Origin of the sequence: Mesorhizobium amorphae CCNWGS0123, from assembly GCF_001686985.1 — a bacterium.
Classification (GTDB): Bacteria; Pseudomonadota; Alphaproteobacteria; order Rhizobiales; family Rhizobiaceae; genus Mesorhizobium; species Mesorhizobium amorphae.
In genome coordinates this window covers 2,848,598-2,864,854 of sequence record NZ_CP015318.1, presented here as the reverse complement: position 1 = coordinate 2,864,854, position 16,257 = coordinate 2,848,598, and the positions used below count along the sequence as shown (strand labels likewise).

The 16,257-nt window shown below is 65.4% G+C and carries 15 protein-coding genes; 13 read left to right on the top strand and 2 right to left on the bottom strand.

Going from position 1 to position 16,257, the window contains the following annotated elements; genetic code table 11:
* Positions 1 to 38 precede the first annotated feature (38 nt).
* From A6B35_RS13280 to A6B35_RS13245, 8 genes are all read left to right on the top strand, one after another.
* A complete protein-coding gene (locus A6B35_RS13280; RefSeq protein WP_006203704.1) occupies positions 39 to 323 on the top strand; it encodes a hypothetical protein in 285 nt (94 codons plus the stop codon).
* A 230-nt stretch (positions 324 to 553) separates the two neighbouring features.
* A complete protein-coding gene (locus A6B35_RS13275; protein ID WP_065518194.1) occupies positions 554 to 2,044 on the top strand; it encodes a replicative DNA helicase in 1,491 nt (496 codons plus the stop codon).
* A gap of 242 nt (positions 2,045 to 2,286) precedes the next feature.
* Positions 2,287 to 3,705, top strand: coding sequence for a DNA repair protein RadA (radA, locus tag A6B35_RS13270; RefSeq protein WP_006203703.1), 1,419 nt, complete (start codon positions 2,287 to 2,289; stop codon positions 3,703 to 3,705).
* 41 nt (positions 3,706 to 3,746) lie between these two features.
* On the top strand, positions 3,747 to 4,430 hold the full coding sequence (locus A6B35_RS13265) for a CvpA family protein (RefSeq protein WP_006203701.1): 684 nt from the start codon (positions 3,747 to 3,749) through the stop codon (positions 4,428 to 4,430).
* Between the two features lie 111 nt (positions 4,431 to 4,541).
* Positions 4,542 to 6,011 (top strand): amidophosphoribosyltransferase, encoded by a 1,470-nt coding sequence (gene purF, locus A6B35_RS13260; RefSeq protein WP_006203700.1) that lies wholly within the window; start codon positions 4,542 to 4,544, stop codon positions 6,009 to 6,011.
* A gap of 21 nt (positions 6,012 to 6,032) precedes the next feature.
* On the top strand, positions 6,033 to 6,788 hold the full coding sequence (locus tag A6B35_RS13255) for an SDR family NAD(P)-dependent oxidoreductase (protein ID WP_065518193.1): 756 nt from the start codon (positions 6,033 to 6,035) through the stop codon (positions 6,786 to 6,788).
* Between the two features lie 84 nt (positions 6,789 to 6,872).
* Positions 6,873 to 7,502, top strand: a complete 630-nt coding sequence (locus tag A6B35_RS13250) for a hypothetical protein (RefSeq protein ID WP_006202292.1) — start codon at positions 6,873 to 6,875, stop codon at positions 7,500 to 7,502.
* A 135-nt stretch (positions 7,503 to 7,637) separates the two neighbouring features.
* Positions 7,638 to 7,859: a hypothetical protein gene (locus A6B35_RS13245; RefSeq protein ID WP_006202291.1), complete on the top strand. Its 222-nt coding sequence runs from the start codon at positions 7,638 to 7,640 to the stop codon at positions 7,857 to 7,859.
* Between the two features lie 217 nt (positions 7,860 to 8,076).
* Here the strand turns inward: A6B35_RS13245 and A6B35_RS13240 are convergent, their stop codons facing one another.
* Positions 8,077 to 8,583: an OsmC family protein gene (locus A6B35_RS13240; RefSeq protein WP_006202290.1), complete on the bottom strand. Its 507-nt coding sequence runs from the start codon at positions 8,581 to 8,583 to the stop codon at positions 8,077 to 8,079.
* A gap of 175 nt (positions 8,584 to 8,758) precedes the next feature.
* Between A6B35_RS13240 and A6B35_RS13235 the strand changes: the two genes are divergently transcribed.
* The 3 genes from A6B35_RS13235 (at position 8,759) to A6B35_RS13225 (ending at position 12,296) form a co-directional block, all read left to right on the top strand.
* On the top strand, positions 8,759 to 10,276 hold the full coding sequence (locus A6B35_RS13235) for a S10 family peptidase (protein ID WP_006202289.1): 1,518 nt from the start codon (positions 8,759 to 8,761) through the stop codon (positions 10,274 to 10,276).
* Positions 10,277 to 10,426: 150 nt separating this feature from the next.
* Positions 10,427 to 11,314 (top strand): DMT family transporter, encoded by an 888-nt coding sequence (locus A6B35_RS13230; RefSeq protein WP_006202288.1) that lies wholly within the window; start codon positions 10,427 to 10,429, stop codon positions 11,312 to 11,314.
* A 94-nt stretch (positions 11,315 to 11,408) separates the two neighbouring features.
* Positions 11,409 to 12,296: a DMT family transporter gene (locus tag A6B35_RS13225; RefSeq protein WP_006202287.1), complete on the top strand. Its 888-nt coding sequence runs from the start codon at positions 11,409 to 11,411 to the stop codon at positions 12,294 to 12,296.
* Between the two features lie 130 nt (positions 12,297 to 12,426).
* On the opposite strand, the gene A6B35_RS13220 is transcribed toward A6B35_RS13225, so the two are convergent.
* On the bottom strand, positions 12,427 to 13,290 hold the full coding sequence (locus A6B35_RS13220) for a LysR substrate-binding domain-containing protein (protein WP_006202286.1): 864 nt from the start codon (positions 13,288 to 13,290) through the stop codon (positions 12,427 to 12,429).
* Positions 13,291 to 13,403: 113 nt separating this feature from the next.
* Here A6B35_RS13220 and A6B35_RS13215 point away from each other — a divergent pair, with 113 nt between their 5' ends.
* Together A6B35_RS13215 and A6B35_RS13210 are read left to right on the top strand one after the other, a co-directional pair.
* Entirely contained in the window at positions 13,404 to 13,811 is a 408-nt protein-coding gene (locus A6B35_RS13215) for a tautomerase family protein (RefSeq protein ID WP_006202285.1), read from the top strand.
* A gap of 141 nt (positions 13,812 to 13,952) precedes the next feature.
* Positions 13,953 to 16,175, top strand: coding sequence for an AMP-binding protein (locus A6B35_RS13210; protein WP_006202284.1), 2,223 nt, complete (start codon positions 13,953 to 13,955; stop codon positions 16,173 to 16,175).
* Positions 16,176 to 16,257: the final 82 nt, after the last annotated feature.

Sequence of the window (16,257 nt, the reverse complement as noted above, 5' to 3'; positions counted from 1 at the left end):
CGCCTGATGCCGATAAAAGATAGCACCGGGAGGGCCGTATGAAACGCGCGTTTCTATTTGGGCTCGCGGCCCAGCTAATCTTCATTAGCGCGATCTTTCTGGTTTTTGGTGATCAAATGCTGCCAATGACGCGGTCTCCGCTCATTGGCATTGTCGCATTGGGTTTGGGCGTCGCGAGCGCATATTTCGCTTGGAGGGCGCCCCCTCATTCGTCTTGGCTGGTCAAAATCGGGGTGGGGATTGCCGGCTTCCTTGCCATCTACGTGGTAATCCCCCTCATCGAAGTCGTCGCCGTGCTGATCATCCCGCAAATTTCAAACTGAGACACTACCTGCAAGTTGCATTTGTTCCTTATTTGTTCTATCATATGCAGAATCACCACCTTGCCGAGTCAATCGGAATCGGAGCACGGGAATTCTGTCCTGTGGACGGTGTGCCTCTCCTGTGAACAGTGGGCATCAAAGCTGGTTGGACAGGCACTGTTGCAGATAAGTCAGCACCGGCTTTTGTCCGTTCTGATATCGAGAATGCGGGATCGAAATTCGGGGACATCATGGCTGAGGCAGCGCGCAAGTTCGGCGTGGCGGAAACACCGCTTTATCGCGAGGCACCAAACAATATCGAGGCCGAGCAGGCGCTGCTCGGCGCCATCCTCGTCAACAATGATGCCTTCTACCGCGTCTCCGACTTCCTCAAAGCCGGGCATTTCTACGAGCCGCTGCACCGCAGGATATTCGAGATTGCTGCCGAGCTCATCCGCATGGGCAAGGTGGCGACGCCGATCACGCTAAAAACCTTCCTGCCTGCCGACGAGAAGGTCGGCGACATGACGGTGGCGCAATATGTCGTTCGGCTTGCCGTCGAGGCCGTCACCGTCGTCAACGCCACCGATTATGGCCGCGCCATCTATGACCTGGCGACGCGCCGCGCACTGATCACCGTCGGCGAGGACATGGTCAACATCGCCTATGACGCGCCGGTCGACATGGCGCCCTCCGAGCAAATTGAGGATGCCGAGCGGCGCCTGTTCGAGCTGGCCGAGACCGGCCGCTACGACGGTGGCTTCGAAAGCTTCACCGACGCGGTCAAGACCGCCGTCGACATGGCCAATGCCGCCTATATGCGCGACGGGCATCTGTCGGGCGTCGCCACCGGCCTGCGCGACCTCGACCGCCGCATGGGCGGCCTGCAGCCGTCCGACCTGATCATCATCGCCGGCCGCCCGGGCATGGGCAAGACGTCTTTGGCCACCAACATGGCCTTCAACATCGCCGAGGCCTATGTGCCGGCGCAGCAGGCCGACGGTTCGTTCAAGGCCGCCAATGGCGGCGTCGTCGGCTTCTTCTCGCTGGAAATGTCGTCGGAGCAGCTCGCCACCCGTATCATTTCCGAGCAGACGGAGATCCCGTCGTCAAAAATCCGTCGTGGCGAGATTTCCGAGATGGATTTCGAGAAGCTGGTCGCCTGCTCGCAGACCATGCAGAAGATCCCGCTGTTCATCGACCAGACCGGCGGCATTTCCATTGCCCAGCTGTCCGCCCGCGCCCGCCGGCTGAAGCGTCAGCGCGGCCTCGACCTCATCGTCATCGACTATATCCAGCTGATGCAGGGATCGAGTGCCAAATCCTCGCAGAACCGCGTGCAGGAAATCACCGAAATCACCACCGGCCTGAAGGCGCTGGCCAAGGAACTCAGTGTGCCGATCATCGCGCTGTCGCAGCTGTCGCGTCAGGTCGAAAGCCGCGACGACAAGCGCCCGCAGCTGTCGGATCTGCGCGAATCCGGCTCGATCGAGCAGGACGCCGACGTGGTGATGTTCGTCTATCGCGAGGAGTACTATCTCAAGAACCGCGAGCCGAAGCCCGGTACCGACGAATACGTCAAGTGGGAAAACGAGATGAACGAGATGCGCGGCAAGGCCGAAGTCATCGTCGCCAAGCAGCGCCACGGCCCGACGGGTTCGGTCAGCCTCGCCTTCCAGGGCGAGTTCACCCGCTTCTCGGATCTTGCCGAGGAGCATCATCTGCCGGATCGGTTTGAGTAGCCGCTTGGTGGACGTCGCACCAAACCGCAGCGCTCTACGGCGCCCCCCTCTGTCCTGCCGGACATCTCCCCCACAAGGGGGGAGACCGGACAGCGCGTCGGGTTTCGCCAATTTTCAACGTTGCAGAAAAGAGCGCCGCCGCGAGCGACTGCCAATCTCCCCCCTCGTGGGGGAGATGTCCGGCAGGACAGAGGGGGGCGCGAAGGATCACAGCGCTCCCCAATTGGCGGGAAGGTCAGAGCGTGGCTAAATCCCGCGTCCAGTTCATCTGCCAGAATTGCGGCTCCGTGCATCAGCGCTGGGCCGGCAAATGCGATGCCTGCGGCGAGTGGAACACGCTCGTCGAGGAAGGCACCGCCGGCGGCATCGGCTCGGGGCCGGCCAACACGCGCAATGCCCGCAAGGGCCGCGCCGTGGTGCTGACCAGCCTGTCCGGCGACATCGAGGATGCACCACGCATCGTGTCGGGCATCGGCGAGCTCGACCGCGCCACCGGCGGCGGTTTTGTCCGCGGCTCGGCACTTTTGGTCGGCGGCGATCCCGGCATCGGCAAGTCGACGCTTCTGACCCAGGCCGCAGCGGCGCTGGCGTCAAAAGGCCACCGCATCGTCTATGTCTCGGGCGAGGAAGCCGTCGCCCAGATCAGGCTGCGCGCCCAGCGACTCGGCGTCGCCGACACGCCCGTCGAGCTTGCCGCCGAAACCAATGTCGAGGACATCCTGGCGACGATCGCCGACGGCAAGCGGCCGGATTTGGTGATCCTCGATTCGATCCAGACGCTGTGGACCGACCTCGCCGATTCGGCGCCGGGCACCGTCACCCAGGTGCGCGCCGCCGCCCAGGCGATGATCCGCTATGCGAAATCCACAGGCGCTGCGATCGTGCTGGTCGGCCACGTCACCAAGGAAGGCCAGATCGCCGGCCCTCGCGTCGTCGAGCACATGGTCGACGCCGTGCTCTATTTCGAGGGCGAAGGCGGCCATCACTACCGCATCCTGCGCACGGTGAAGAACCGTTTCGGACCGACTGACGAGATCGGCGTCTTCGAGATGTCGGACAAGGGCCTGCGCGAGGTCGCCAATCCGTCGGAGCTGTTCCTCGGCGAACGCCATGCGAAATCGCCGGGCGCCGCGGTTTTCGCCGGCATGGAAGGCACGCGTCCGGTGCTCGTCGAGATCCAGGCGCTGGTCGCACCCTCCTCGCTCGGCACGCCGCGCCGCGCCGTCGTCGGCTGGGACGGCGCGCGGCTGTCGATGGTGCTGGCCGTGCTGGAAGCGCATTGCGGGGTGCGCTTCGGCACCCACGATGTCTATCTCAACGTCGCCGGCGGCTACCGGATTTCGGAGCCGGCCGCCGATCTCGCGGTGGCGGCGGCACTGGTTTCGTCGCTCACCGGTCTTGCCCTTCCGGCCGATTGCGTCTATTTCGGCGAAATCAGCCTGTCGGGCGCTGTGAGGCCAGTTGCGCACGCGCAGCAGCGCCTCAAGGAGGCCGAAAAGCTGGGTTTTGGAAGCGCGGTTCTGCCCTTGGGCAGTGAGGAACTTGTCGGTGGTAATGGGGCCGGGGGGATCGGGGCCAGCGCTTTCCAGCCCACCGAGCTTGCCGATCTCGTGGCGCGCATAGCCGGCTCACGGCGCAGCCGCGCCGACGAGGAAGAGTGACGCGGCTCGTCGAGCTGTGAAAAAAGACAGGGGCGAAAGACATGCCGATTACGCTGCTTGACGGAATTCTCGTCGGCTTCACCCTGGTCTCGGCGATGCTGGCCATGGTTCGCGGTTTCTCCCGCGAGGTGCTGTCCGTGGTTTCCTGGGCAGCGGCGGCGGCAGCGGCGTTCTTCTTCTACAAGCCGGTTCTGCCCTACGTTCAGCCCTATGTCGACAACGACAAGATCGCCATGGCGGCGGCTGCCGCCATCGTCTTCGTCATCGCGCTGATCGTCGTTTCCGTCATCACCATGAAACTCGCCGACTGGATCATCGATTCCAGGATCGGCGCGCTCGACCGCACGCTGGGTTTCCTCTACGGCGCGGCGCGCGGCATCCTGGTGGTCGCGGTGGCGCTTTTGTTCTTCAACTGGCTGGCCGGCGCCAAGGCTCCGGCCTGGGTCGCCAACGCCAAGTCGCGGCCGCTGCTGGAACAGATCGGCACCAAGCTGGAAAGCCTGCTGCCAGAGGATCCGGAAAACACGATCCTGAAGAAGCTGAATCCGAATCAGCCGGCGGCGCCCGAGGCCGGCACAGAGGCCCCAGCCGCGCCGACAACGGAAGCACCGGCAACCGGCGACGACGCCGATGCCCCGGCGCCCGACGACAGCGGAAGCGATGCGCCGGCCGACAATGCACCGGCCCAGCCCGCCAATCCGGCGCCCGCGGCGCCGGCAAACTGAAGCCTGGCCAACGAGGGCCGGGCCTGACGATGATGTGAACGCCGCGCGGCATGCGTTGCTTTCGACGCGCTATCACCTTATATGGCGATTTTAGCGGAGCTTGAGCCCCACATGGCAGACGCAGACGATTTGCTTTCCGCCGAGGCCGACGACCATTTCCACGACGAATGCGGCGTGTTCGGCATATTCGGCCGGCAGGATGCCGCAGCCATCGTCACGCTCGGCCTGCACGCGTTGCAGCATCGCGGCCAGGAGGCCGCCGGCATCGTCTCCTATGACGGCAGCCAATTTCATGTCGAACGCCATGTCGGCCTGATCGGCGACACCTTCACCAAGCAGCGCGTCATCGACAGCCTGCAAGGCAACCGCGCCATCGGCCACACCCGCTATGCCACCACCGGCGGTGCCGGCCTGCGCAACATCCAGCCCTTCTTCGCCGAGCTTGCCGATGGCGGCTTCGCCGTAGCCCACAACGGCAATCTGACCAATGCGATGACCGTGCAGCGCGCGCTGCAGAAGCAGGGCGCGATCTTCTCGTCGACCTCCGACACCGAGACGCTCTTGCATCTCGTCGCCACCAGCAAGGAACGCGATCTCAACTCGCGCTTCATCGACGCGGTGCGCCAGGTCGAAGGCGCCTTCTCGCTGGTGGCGATGACGGCCAAGAAGATGATCGGCTGCCGCGACCCGCTGGGCATCCGCCCGCTGGTGCTGGGCGACCTCGACGGCGCCTGGATCCTCGCTTCCGAAACCTGCGCGCTCGACATCATCGGCGCCCGCTTCGTGCGCGACCTCAAGCCGGGCGAGATGGTCGTCGTCACCGCCAAGGGCATCGAGAGCCTGTTCCCGTTCGAGCCGCAGAAGACCCGCTTCTGCATCTTCGAATATGTCTATTTCGCGCGGCCGGACTCCTCGGTCGAGGGCCGCAACGTCTATGAGGTGCGCAAGCGCATCGGCGCCGAACTGGCGCAGGAAAGCCCCGTCGACGCCGACATCATCGTGCCGGTGCCGGATTCCGGCACGCCGGCGGCGATCGGCTTTTCCCAGGCCGCAGGCATCCCCTTCGAACTCGGCATCATCCGCAACCACTATGTCGGCCGCACCTTCATCCAGCCCGGCGATTCGATCCGCCACATGGGCGTCAAGCTGAAGCACAACGCCAACCGCCGCATGATCGAGGGCAAGCGCGTGGTGCTGGTCGACGACAGCATCGTGCGCGGCACCACCAGCCAGAAGATCGTGCAGATGGTGCGCGACGCCGGCGCCAAGGAGGTGCATATGCGCATCGCCTCGCCGCCGACCAGCGCCTCCTGCTTCTACGGCGTCGACACGCCGGAGAAGTCGAAACTGCTGGCGTCGCGCATGTCCATCCAGGAGATGGCCGAGTTCATCCGCGTCGATTCGCTCGGCTTCCTGTCGATCGACGGCCTCTACCGCGCCGTCGGCGAGGCCGGCCGCGACAATGAGCAGCCGCAATTCTGCGACGCCTGCTTCACAGGCCAGTACCCGACCCGCCTGCTCGACTTCGAAGGCCACGACAATGTGCGCACGCTGTCGCTGCTGGCGACGAGCGGGGCATAGGCACCCTTACGGAAATATCGCATGAGCCTCGACCTCTCCGGCCGCACCGCGGTCGTCACCGGCGCCTCGCGCGGCATCGGCTATTTCATCGCCAAGGAACTAGCCGCCGCCGGCGCGCATGTGATTGCGGTGGCGCGGACCGTCGGCGGACTGGAAGAGCTCGACGACGAGATCAAGGCCGAACGCGCCAAGACCGGCAAGGGCGAAGCCACCTTGGTGCCGCTCGACCTCGCCGACATGGCCGGCATCGACCGGTTGGGCGGCGCCATCCATGAGCGCTGGGGCAAACTCGACATCCTTGTCGCCAATGCCGGCGTGCTCGGCGTCATCTCGCCGATCGGCCATGTCGAGGCAAAAACCTTCGAGAAGGTGATGACCATCAACGTCACCTCGACATGGCGGCTGATCCGCTCGGTCGACCCACTGCTTCGGCTCTCCGACGCCGGCCGCGCCATCATCCTGTCTTCCAACGCGGCGCACTCGGCGCGCGCCTTCTGGGCGCCCTACGCGGCCTCGAAGGCGGCGGTCGAGACGATGATGCGCTCCTGGGCGCATGAGACGCAGAGCCTTCCGCTCAGGGTCAATGCCGCCGATCCAGGCGCCACCCGCACCGCGATGCGCGCACAGGCCGTTCCCGGCGAGGATCCGGAGACACTGCCGCATCCTTCGGAGATCGCAAAACGCATCGTGCCGTTGGCGAGCCCGGACCTGAAAGAGACCGGGCTGATCTTCCAGGCCAAGCAAAACCGCTTTGTCGCCTACCGGCAGCCGGAATAAACAGGCATTTCAGGTGGAAGAATTCCGCGCTCGGTGACGTTCTTCGAATGTAGAACATTCGAACCCGAAGAACGGAGGACCACTATGCGCAGATTGCTTCTCGCCACCGCCGCCACCTTCCTCGCAGCAGCTGGCGTCGCCTATTCACAGGGCGCGACGATGAGTTTCTTCGTCACCAGCGTCGGCTCCGGCAAGGGCGCCGACCTTGGCGGCATCAAGGGCGCCGATGCGCATTGCGCCGCGCTGGCCGAGGCCGTAGGGGTCACCGGCACGATCTGGGCTGCCTATCTCTCGACCAGCGACGCCGATGCGCGCGACCGCATCGGCAAGGGCCCATGGGTCAACGCCAAGGGCGTCAAGATCGCCGACGATGTCGCCTCGCTGCACGGCGACGCCAACGCCATCACCAAGGAGACGGCGCTCAATGAAAAAGGCGAAGTGGTCAACGGCCGCGGCGACAAGCCGAACCGGCACGACGTGCTGACCGGCTCCAAGCCCGACGGCACCAAGATCGCCGATCAGACCTGCGGCGACTGGACGATGAGCGGCGCGGACGGCGTGGCGATGGTCGGCCACCACGACCGCACCGGGCTTGACGATTCGGCGGCCGCCAAGTCGTGGAACTCCTCGCATGCCTCGCGCGGCGGCTGCAGCCAGGAGGCGCTGCAAGGCACCGGCGGCGACGGCCTGTTCTACTGCTTTGCCGTGAACTGAGCGGCACTCGGGAACGGCTGACATCACGCGGCTGTGATGCCGGGGCGGAGCGACGCGCACGACGCGCGCTTCCGCCACCCGGTCGGAGTTGCTAGGGTCACGGCGACTCCCACAACAGCAAAGCGAGGAATTCCCATGGCTGCTCCCAGCGTCGCACTTGTTTGGTATCTGGTGATCGCCGGCCCGCAGGGCGGCATGGTGGTGCTGCCCAGCACCTTCGACACGCGCGACCAGTGCACCAACGCCATCACCGAATACCAGAAGCAACCGACGCCGGCCGGCTGGGCGGTGAACTGCGTGCCGAGCGCCTCGCCGTTCACCGACGAAGGCGACGCCGAGGAGCCGGCGGCGCAGTAGAGGGGAAGTTAGCGAAAGCCGGGAAGACAGCCGATCTCCCCCCTCGTGAGGGAGATGTCCGGCAGGACAGAGGGGGGCGCGAAGGATCGCCTACCTTCATTTAGTCCACCCGTTGCGAAGCGACTCGGTTTGATAGAACAGGGGCGAGAGGCCGGCGGGACAGCGCCCCCCTCTGCCTTGCCAGGCATCTCCCCCACAAGGGGGGAGATCGGCAGTGTCAGCGCCGCGCTGAAACCGTCATCTCCGGCTTGTTGCTGATCGTCTGGAACACCACGCAGTAGCGTTCGGTGAGCTTCAGCAGCGCATCGATGCGCTCTTGCGGTTCATCCGTGTCGAGACTGAAATTGAGCCGGATGGCGCGGAAGCCGACCGGCGCATCCTTGGCCACGCCAAGCGTGCCGCGAAAGTCGAGGTCGCCTTCGGCCTCGACGGTCGCGGCGCCAAGCCTGAATTCGAGTGCGGTGGCCACCGCCTTCAGCGTCACCCCGGCGCAAGCCACCAGCGCCTCCAGCAGCATGTCGCCGGAGCAGAGTTCGAGCCCGGAGCCGCCGGTGGCCGGATGCAGGCCGGCAATGGCCAGCGCCCTGCCCGTCTCGACCTTGCAGGCGATCGACTGGTCTTCGATCGAACCCTTGGCCCGAAGCGTGATCAGCGCCCGCGAAGCATCGTCGCGATAGGCTTCCTTCAAAGGCGCCTGCATGGCCTTCAGTGCGGTGGCGTCCATGTTCAATCCTTCCGAGTCCTTCACGCTTTGATAGCACCGATATGCTGGCGGGACAGCGGGGGCGCGAAGGAACTCGACTTTGGCGATGCCGAACCAACGACCATCCATCCGTCATTTCCTTTGACTTCGACCGCCCCGGTCATACCTATGCGACAGTCGTTCTCGCGGAGGCGTCATGCCATTCAAGCTGAAACTCGTCCCCCTGATCCTGCTGTCGCTTGCCGCCTTCGCGCAGCCAGTCCTGGCTGAAACAGCGGAACGGCCGGCGCCCACGGGCGGCGTCCTGTCGCTGCTGCCATCGCCGCAGACCACCAGCCATTCGATCACGCTTGCCGGGCGCAAGCTGGACTATCAGGCAAAAGCCGGCACGCTGTCGCTGCTTTCCGGCAAGGGCGACGTCACGGCGGAGATCTTCTATGTCGCCTACACGCTGCGGCCGCCGGACAACGCAGCGAACCAGCCGCAGCGGCCCATCACCTTCGTGTTCAACGGCGGCCCGGGAGCGGCGTCCGCCTATCTGCATCTTGGCGCGCTCGGCCCACGCGTCATTGCGACCCGTGCCAACGGGGAGTTCCTGCCCTCGCCGCAAAGGCTCATCGACAATCCGGACAGCTGGCTCGACATGAGCGACCTCGTCTTCGTCGACCCGGTCGGCACCGGATACAGCCGGGAGGCACCGGGCCAGGACACGCACGACTTCTGGGGCGTCAACCAGGATGCCAGTTCGGTAGGCGCTTTCATCCGGCTCTTTCTTGCACAGAACGGCCGCACCGGATCGCCGCTCTTCCTCGCCGGGGAAAGCTATGGCGGGTTCCGCGCGGCACTGCTTGCCAGGACCCTGCAGGAGGATATCGGCATCAGCCCGAACGGCATCGTGCTGATCTCGCCGGCGCTGGAGTTCATGCTGGTGCAGCCGGACGAATTCGAGCCGCTGCATTGGGCGCTCGAACTGCCATCGCTGGCGGCGGTGCGCCTGCGCGCCGAAGGCGTCAGCGGCGATGCGCTGCGCGAGAAGCTCACCGAGGTCGAGCACTATGCGATGGGCGACTACCTTACGGCCTTGGCCAGCGGGCTGGAGCAGGGCGGGCGGCTGGCGAGCCAGCGCGTGGCGGAGTTCACCGGACTGTCGCTCGACCTCGTCCAGCGGAATTTCGCGCGTATCCCGACCGGCCTGTTCGCAAGGGAGTTTGCCCGCGCCAGCGGCAAGGTGCTCAGCCCCTATGACGGCACGATCGCGACAGCCGACATCGCGCCCGAGAGCGCCCGCATCGCCGGCCCGGACCCGGTGCTCGACCGCAGCGTGCCGGTGCTGACCTCGGCCTTCGTCGCCTATGCCCGCGACGAGCTGAATTTTCGCACCGATGTCAGCTACCGGTTGCTCAATGGCGAGATCAGCCACAATTGGGACTACGGCACCAGCGCCTCGCGGCAAGGCTATGTCGGCGTGATGGACGATCTGCAGCGGGCGCGCTCGCTGAACCCGGCGCTCGGCGTCGTCATCGTCAACGGCTACACGGACCTTGTCACGCCCTATCTCGCCTCGCGCTACCTGGTGAACCAGATCCCGTCGCTCGCCAATGCCAAACCGATCCGCCTCGATGTCGTCGAGGGCGGGCACATGATGTATTTCAGGCCTGACGGACGGCGCGCGCTGAAGGAGGCCGCTTCGGAGCTTTATCAGGCGACGCAGTGAGCCTCGCGACAGCGCGGCTCGCCATGGAACCCCTGCCCCAACGCAAGGCCGGCGCTGGCGTAGCGCCGCGCTGGCTCTCGCCCGTATAGCCTGCGGTGTGGAGCTTGATTGGGCAGGCTTCCTTCTCTCGACAGCTGCCGGACCCGTCGCATGGCCGATATCGCCATTCTGGAAACCCGCGAAAGGGTGCTTGCCGGCATCCTCCTGACCGGTGGCGCCTATTTCCTGTTTTCGACGCAGGACGCTGCAATCAAGCTGCTCGTCGTCGGCATCAGCGTCTGGCAGATCATGTTCTTCCGCAGCATCACCGTGCTCGCCGGCTGCGCGGTGATCGGCGGGCGGCGCGTGTTCGCCGACACAGCGCGCTCGCCCATCATACGGCCGATGCTGGTGCGCAGCGCCTTCACGCTTGCCGCCTGGCTTTGCTACTACAACGCCGCTCGCACTCTTCAACTGGCCGAGCTCACCACAGTTTACTATGCCGCCCCGATCATCGTCACCGTGCTGTCGGTGTTCATGCTCGGCGAAAAGGTGCCGCTGCTGCGCTGGGTGGCGGTGCTGATCGGCTTTGCCGGCGTGTTCGTGGCCTGCGACCCCACCCATCTCGGCCTGTCCATGCCGATCCTTCTGGTGCTGGCGGCCGCGCTGCTGTGGGGCATCGCCGTGGTGCTGCTGCGCAAGACGGCAATGCAGGAGCGGACGATGATCCAGCTCATCCTCAACAATTTCTACTTCCTGGTGTTTTCGGCGGTGCCGGCGCTCATCGTGTGGCAGATGCCCGATGGCGGCCAGTTGCTGCTGCTCATCAGCGTCGGCGCGCTCGGCGGCGTCGCGCAATTCCTGCTGTTCGAAGGGATGAAGCGGGCGCCGGTGTCGATCGTGGCGCCGTTCGAATACACGTCGCTGGTCTGGGCCTTCGCGCTCGGCTTCGCCATCTGGGGCGACGTGCCGCGCCGCGAAGTGTTCTTGGGGGCCGCGCTGATCATCGGTGCCGGCCTGCTGATCGTCGGCAACGAGCATTTCCGCAAGCGGCTGTAGGATATGACACTGAGACGTGGACAACGGATCGCTGCTGACAGGATGGTGTCAGGACGTGACGGCGTAGTCTGCTGAAATGACAGAGGCTCTGAGCATGCCATCCACCGACACCGCCGCCGAGCGAACGCTCGGCATCATGCTGGTGTCGGCGTCGGCGGCCTTCTTCGCGCTAACCGGGGTTCTCACCAAATCGATTCATGCCGACCCGCTGACCATCACCTGCTGGCGTGGCTTTGTCGGCTCGATCCTGATCACCGCCTATGTGCTGTGGCGACGCCGTCGCGCGGACGGGCGCGAAAGCCTGCGCCTCGGCTGGCGCGGCTGGCTGCTGGCAGTCGAAGGGGCGCTTGCCAGCATCGCCTTCATCGCTGCCTTCAAATTCACCTATGTCGCCAATGTCGCCATCATCTATGCCACAGCGCCTTTCATCACCGCGCTGCTTGCCTTCATCCTGGTGCGCGAGCCGTTCCGCATGCAAACGCTGGCCGCCGCTGCGGTGTCGCTGTGCGGCGTGGCGATCATGGTCGGGTCCGGGTTCGGCACCGGCCACCTGCTTGGCGACGGCCTGGCGCTGCTGATGACCATCGGCGGCGCACTCTACATGATCATGGTGCGCGCCTTCCGCGACACGCCGGTGGTCTGGGCGGGTGCTGTGTCGGCATTCCTTCTGTTTCTGCTCGGCTGGTTCGTCACCGATCCGCTGGCCGTTTCAACTGGGGATGCCGTGCTGCTCGCCACGTTCGGCGCCACCTTCGCGATGGCCTCGATCCTGTGGACGGAGGGCTCGCGGCTGATCCCGGCGCCCGAATCCGGCCTGCTGGGGTCGGCCGAGGTGCCGTTCGCGATCCTGTTCGCCTTCCTGTTCCTGGCCGAGATCCCGCCGGCCGCCAGCATGATCGGCGGTGCCATCGTGCTGTGTGCGGTGTTTGCCCATGCCGGCCGCGACTGGCTGGTGGCCAGACGGAGCGCAGCCGACGGCTAAAATATTTTCGCAGTCACGGAACCATCATCCGACTCGGGCATTGTTGGTGCGACGGGTCACCCCCAAGTCCCCCCAAACCCCTCGACCCGTCCTACTTAAAGCCGATCGTAAGGTCGGCTTTTTCTTTGGATCAACCGGTACTGCCGGTCAAAGCGAGGTTGCCGCTCAGCAGCGCCGCCAGATCCCGCGCCGGCAGATCGGCACCCTGGCGCAGCCGGATGGCGAATTCGGCTGATGGAACAGGCGGCAGGCCAAGGGCGCGCGGCGCTTCGACGATGCCGGAATGGGCAAAGCGCGCGGTACGCAAGGTCAGCGCGATGCCGGCATTGACCGCCGTGCGCAGGCCGGCAAGGCTGGCGCTGCCGGCGGCTATGCGGTAGCGGCGGCCAGCGGCATCGAGGGCCGCAAGGGCCGCTTCGCGAAAGCCGCAATTCGGATCGAGCAGCGCCAGGGGTATCTCTTCTTCCCGCGCGGCCAGCCCCTTTTGCGAGCAGAGCCAGAGCATCGGCTCGCGGAGCAGGCCGATTTCGTCCGGCGCCTGGGCCTGGCGCATGGTGATCGCCAGATCGAGCAGACCGGACTGCAGCGCCTGCGCGAGTTCGGCGGAACGGCCGACGCGCAATTCGATCCTGACCCGCGGATGGCTGGCGGCGAAGGCTCGCAGCAGTTCCGGCAGGCCGCTGTCGGCAAAATCCTGCGTGGTACCGATGGCGACGCGGCCATCGGCGCGCGCGCCCTTCAGCGCCAGCCAGGCTTCCGTGTGGACGGCGAGAATGCGCCTGGCATGGCCGACCAGATCCTCGCCGGCCGGCGTCAGGCCGCGCCCCCGCCCCTGCGCCAGAAGCAATGACTCGCCGACGATCTCCTCCAGCCGCTGCATCTGCGTCGTCACCGCGGAGGGCGAGCGGCCGACGACAGACGCCGCCTGCCCCAGCGAACCGCCGTCGACGAAAGCGAGGAAGGTTTTGAGAAGGTCTGGATCCAGTGTCTGCATAATTCGATAGTATCGAATTATAAGTTGAAAACAATTCGATTTTTTTGGTTCGATGATCGTGACATGGTTTCCCCAACGGCGAACAGAGGCCGCAGCAACTCGAGGAGAAAACAATGCCGATCATCACTATCAGCGTCACCGGCAAGCCCGATGCCAAACTGTCCGCCGCAATCGCAAAGGAAGTCACCGAACTGACGGCCACGCATCTGCGCAAGGATCCGACCATCACCGCGGTCGCGATCAACTATCTCGATCCGCAGCACTGGTTCGCCGGCGGCAAGTCGCTGGCCGAGCATGGCTCCAACACGTTCTGGCTCGACATCAAGGTGGTCGACGGCACCAACACCAAGCTCGAGCTGGAGGCCTATCTCCGGGCGGTGTTCGCCGCCTTCGGCCGCTTGCTGGGTCATGTGCACGAGGAAAGCTACGCCTTCGTGCACGAAGTGCCGGCGGCGGCCTATGGCTATGGCGGTAAGACACAGGAGTTTCGTTTCATCAGCGGGAGGTTGAATGCGGCCTAGCACCTCTCCACCTTCTCCCTCGTGGGGAGAAGGTCAGAGGGCACTCAGTCCACATTGACGCCGCCACCACTTCCGCTAGGCTCTGCCCTCGAAGCGGCCGCCAAAGAGCCGCGGCATGGAGGACGTTGGGAGAGACGCGGCATGATCCTGACACTGGCGCTGCTTGCGGGTCTCGTTGTGGCCTGGCTGCTGATCGGCGTGGTCGAGAAATTCCGCCTTGGCCTGCGTTTTACCCAGGCGTTGCTCTACGTGCCGTTCAAGCTCGCCTACCGGATCGCCGACGAGCGCATCAGGATCGCCCGCAATGCGCCGGCGCCGGTGATCTATGTGGTCTCGCACCAGTCGCGCTTCGAGCCGGCGCTGATGCTGTCGCTGCTGCCGGACGACACGCTGCACATCCTCGACGATGCCTCGGCCAGATCGCCCTGGCTGGAGCCGTGGCGCGAGCTTGGCCGCAGCATCGCCTTCAATGCCGAACATGTTTTCGTCAGCCGCCGGCTGGTGCGGGTGCTGAAGGGCAAGGGGCGCTTGGCCGTCTATCTGCCCGAAGCGGTCGAGCCCGACGTCAAGGCGTTCCGGCTGTTTCGCGCCATCACCCGCATCGCCATGCAGGCCGACGCCCGGATCGTGCCAATCTTCGTTGCCGGCGCACGCGACCTGCCGGTGTCGCTGACGCCGGCGGACAGGGCGCCGCGTCACTGGTTTCCGCGGCTGTCGATCAGCGTGCTGGAGCCGATGACCATTGCCGAGCTCTTGGCGCGCAACCCGGACCAGGCCTCGAACACCAACGCGCTGTTCGACCGTGTCGCCGAGGCGCGGCTGTTCGGCAGCAGTCTCGATCGCGGCCTGTTCCTGGCGATGCGCGACGCCGCGGACCGTGTCGGCGCCTCGCATCCGATCATCGAGGACGTCATCTCGGGCGCGATGAGCTACCGCAAAATGTTCATCGGCGCACGCGTGCTTGGCCGCCGCTTCGAAGCGGTGACAGCGCCCGGCGAGGCAGTCGGGCTGCTTTTGCCCAACGCCAATGGCGTGGTGCTGTCCTTCGTCGGGCTTTTGTCGGCCGGCCGGGTGGCAGCGATGATCAACTACACCGCCGGGCCGGCCAGCGTGACCGCCGCCGTGCGCACCGCCGTCATCCGCACCGTCGTCTCCTCCCGCGCCTTCATCGAGAAAGCCGGCCTCGCCGACATCGTCGAGGCGGTCGAGGCAGGCGGCGCCAGGATGCTGTGGTTGGAGGACGTCCGCGAGAGCGTGACGGCGCTGGACAAGCTGGCCGCAGCAGTGCTGTGGCGCTTTCCCCTGCAGCCGCAGGATGCGGCCAAGCCGGCGGTGATCCTGTTCACCTCAGGCTCGGAAGGCACACCCAAAGCCGTAGTGCTGTCGCACCGCAACCTCCACGCCAACGCCATGCAAGCCGAAGCCCGCATCACCATCTCGCCGGCCGACATCCTGCTCAACGTGCTGCCGGTGTTCCACTCGTTCGGGCTGACGGGCGGCACCATCCTGCCTTTGGTCACCGGGGTGAAACTGTTCCTCTACCCCTCGCCGCTGCACTACAAGATCATTCCCGAGATCGCCCGCAAGGTGAAGCCGACCATCATGTTCGGCACCGACACCTTCCTCGCCAATTATGCGCGCACCGCCAAGGACGGCGATTTCTCCAGCCTCCGCTTCGTCGTCGCCGGGGCCGAGGCGGTGAAGCCGGAGACGCGGCGCGTCTACCGCGAGCGTTTCCAGGCGGCAATCATCGAAGGTTTTGGCCTGACGGAGGCTGCTCCCGTGGTCGCCGTCAACACCGCCATTCATGGCCGCGACGGCACGGTCGGGCGGCTGCTGCCTGCGATACGCATGAAGCTCGAGCCGGTCGAGGGCATCGACGATGCCGGCCGTCTCTGGCTCGACGGGCCGAACCTGATGATGGGCTACATGACCGCCGACCGGCCGGGTGAACTCCAGTCGCTGGACGGCTGGCACGACACCGGCGACATCGTCTCGGTCGACCGCGATGGCTTCATCACCATTCGCGGCCGCGCCAAGCGCTTCGCCAAGATCGCCGGCGAGATGGTGTCGCTGGGCGCGGTCGAGATGCTGGTGCAGTCGCTGTGGCCGGAGGAGCGCCACGCGGCAGTGGCGGTGCCGGACAAACGGCGCGGCGAGCGCATCGTGCTGGTCACCACCGCCGACGACGCCGACCCGGAGGAACTGCGCAAGTTTGGCAAGCAGGCCGGCGCAGCCGAGCTGATGGTGCCCAACGACATCGTCAAGGTCGAGGAGATCCCGGTGCTGGGCTCGGGCAAGACCGACTATGTCTCGACCCGCAAGCTGGTGATCGAGCGGCTGGGGCTGAGCGCCGCAGCGTAGGAACCTCGTCTTCGTCATCCTAGGGCGAAGCAAGGAGCGAAGCGACGCGGCGTAGACCCTAGAATCCATGCCGTGATGTTTT